The 1,689-nt window shown below is 75.1% G+C and carries 2 protein-coding genes; both read left to right on the top strand.

Annotated features, from left to right (window positions below; genetic code table 11):
- The first annotated feature begins 3 nt into the window (after positions 1–3).
- Complete coding sequence (locus tag B7L92_RS42760) at positions 4–483, top strand: gamma-glutamylcyclotransferase (protein ID WP_255311166.1); 480 nt, start codon at positions 4–6, stop codon at positions 481–483.
- A gap of 102 nt (positions 484–585) precedes the next feature.
- Positions 586–1,410: a purine-nucleoside phosphorylase gene (locus B7L92_RS27610; protein WP_004984100.1), complete on the top strand. Its 825-nt coding sequence runs from the start codon at positions 586–588 to the stop codon at positions 1,408–1,410.
- Positions 1,411–1,689 lie beyond the last annotated feature (279 nt).

Below are 1,689 nucleotides of genomic sequence, written 5' to 3'. Positions count from 1 at the left end.
CAGGTGGCGACCGCACTGGCCGGGGAGCTGGTGAACCCGGACGTGGAGGTGCTGCTCGCCCGCAGCGAAGGCGCTCTCGTGGGCATCGCCATCACCCTCGCCCACCACCCCGACCCGGCCGATCCGGACCCGTGGATCGGCCTGCTGATGGTGGACGCGGGCGCGCAACGGCAGGGCCGCGGAAGGCGGTTGGCGACCCTCGTCGAGGACCCGCTGGCCCAGGTCTTCGTCGCGCTGTACGACATCGCCCCCATGGACGAGGAGTCCCTGGACCGCTGGGAGGGCGCCGGGCTGGACATCTACCGCCGCACCCGGGTCCGCGTGCACACCCTGGACGGCGAGGAGCCGGCCTGGACCTACGTCCTCAACGCCTACGAGGGGGGTCTGCCCTCGGCCCGCTACCTGGGCGAGATCGCCGACGCGGCGGAGTCCGCGGGCGCGCCGCACGACTACGTCATGGAACTGCGCAAGCGCCCCTGCTGAGCGCACCGGCGGTTCCTCCGTCGGAAACGACAAGACAACGATCGCCGCCCCGTGAGCCCCAGCATCTACGCGCGTAGGCGCAGACCGGCTACCCTCGTCGACGTGAACGCTTCTCTTCTTCCGGACGACATCCAGGGCGACCCCTACGCCGCAGCCGACGCCGCCGCCGCGCGCCTGCGCGAACTCACCGGCGCCGAGACCCACGACGTCGCCCTCGTGATGGGCTCCGGCTGGGCACCGGCCGTGGACGCGCTCGGCACCCCCGAGGCCGAGTTCCCGGTCACCGAGCTGCCCGGCTTCCCGCCGCCGGCGGTCGAGGGCCACGGAGGCAAGATCCGCTCGTACCGCATCGGCGCCAAGCGCGCCCTGGTCTTCCTGGGCCGCACCCATTACTACGAGGGCCGCGGAGTCGCCGCCGTCGCCCACGGCGTCCGCACCGCCGTGGCCGCCGGCGCCAAGACCGTCGTCCTGACCAACGGCTGCGGCGGCCTGCGCGCGGGCATGCGCCCCGGCCAGCCGGTCCTGATCAGCGACCACATCAACCTGACGGCCACCTCCCCCATCGTCGGCGCCAACTTCGTCGACCTCACGGACCTCTACTCCCCCCGCCTGCGCGCCCTCTGCAAGGAGGTCGACCCCACCCTGGAGGAGGGCGTCTACGCCCAGTTCCCCGGGCCGCACTACGAGACCCCGGCCGAGATCCGCATGGCCCGTGTGATCGGCGCGGACCTGGTCGGCATGTCCACGGTCCTGGAGGCCATCGCCGCCCGCGAGGCGGGCGCCGAGGTCCTGGGCATCTCCCTGGTCACCAACCTGGCCGCCGGCATGACGGGCGAACCCCTCAACCACGAGGAGGTCCTCCAGGCGGGCCGCGACTCCGCCACCCGCATGGGCTCCCTGCTGGCCCAGGTGCTGGGCCGCCTGTAGGACGCCACGGCGTCCGCGGACAGCCGCGTGCGGCGAGGGCCGCGTGCGGCGAGGGCCGGGAACGGGGCGGGGCGCCCGCCCGTGGTGGCCGGCGCGTCGACGCGGGCCCCCCGGTGGGCAACCGGTTCCGCGCCGGACCGGGGACGGACCCCGGCACCGCACCGGCACCGACGCACCGCGGGCGCCGCACCGGCCCCCACCGAACCGGGAGCCGCGCCGCGGGCGTCGAGACGCGCATCCCCGCGCGCCCGCGGCGCGGCTCCCGGTTCGGTGGGGGCC

The organism is Streptomyces viridosporus (assembly GCF_002078235.1).
GTDB lineage: Bacteria > Actinomycetota > Actinomycetes > Streptomycetales > Streptomycetaceae > Streptomyces > Streptomyces viridosporus.
Note: the sequence above shows the minus strand (reverse complement) of the source record. Positions and strands in the feature narration are given on the sequence as shown.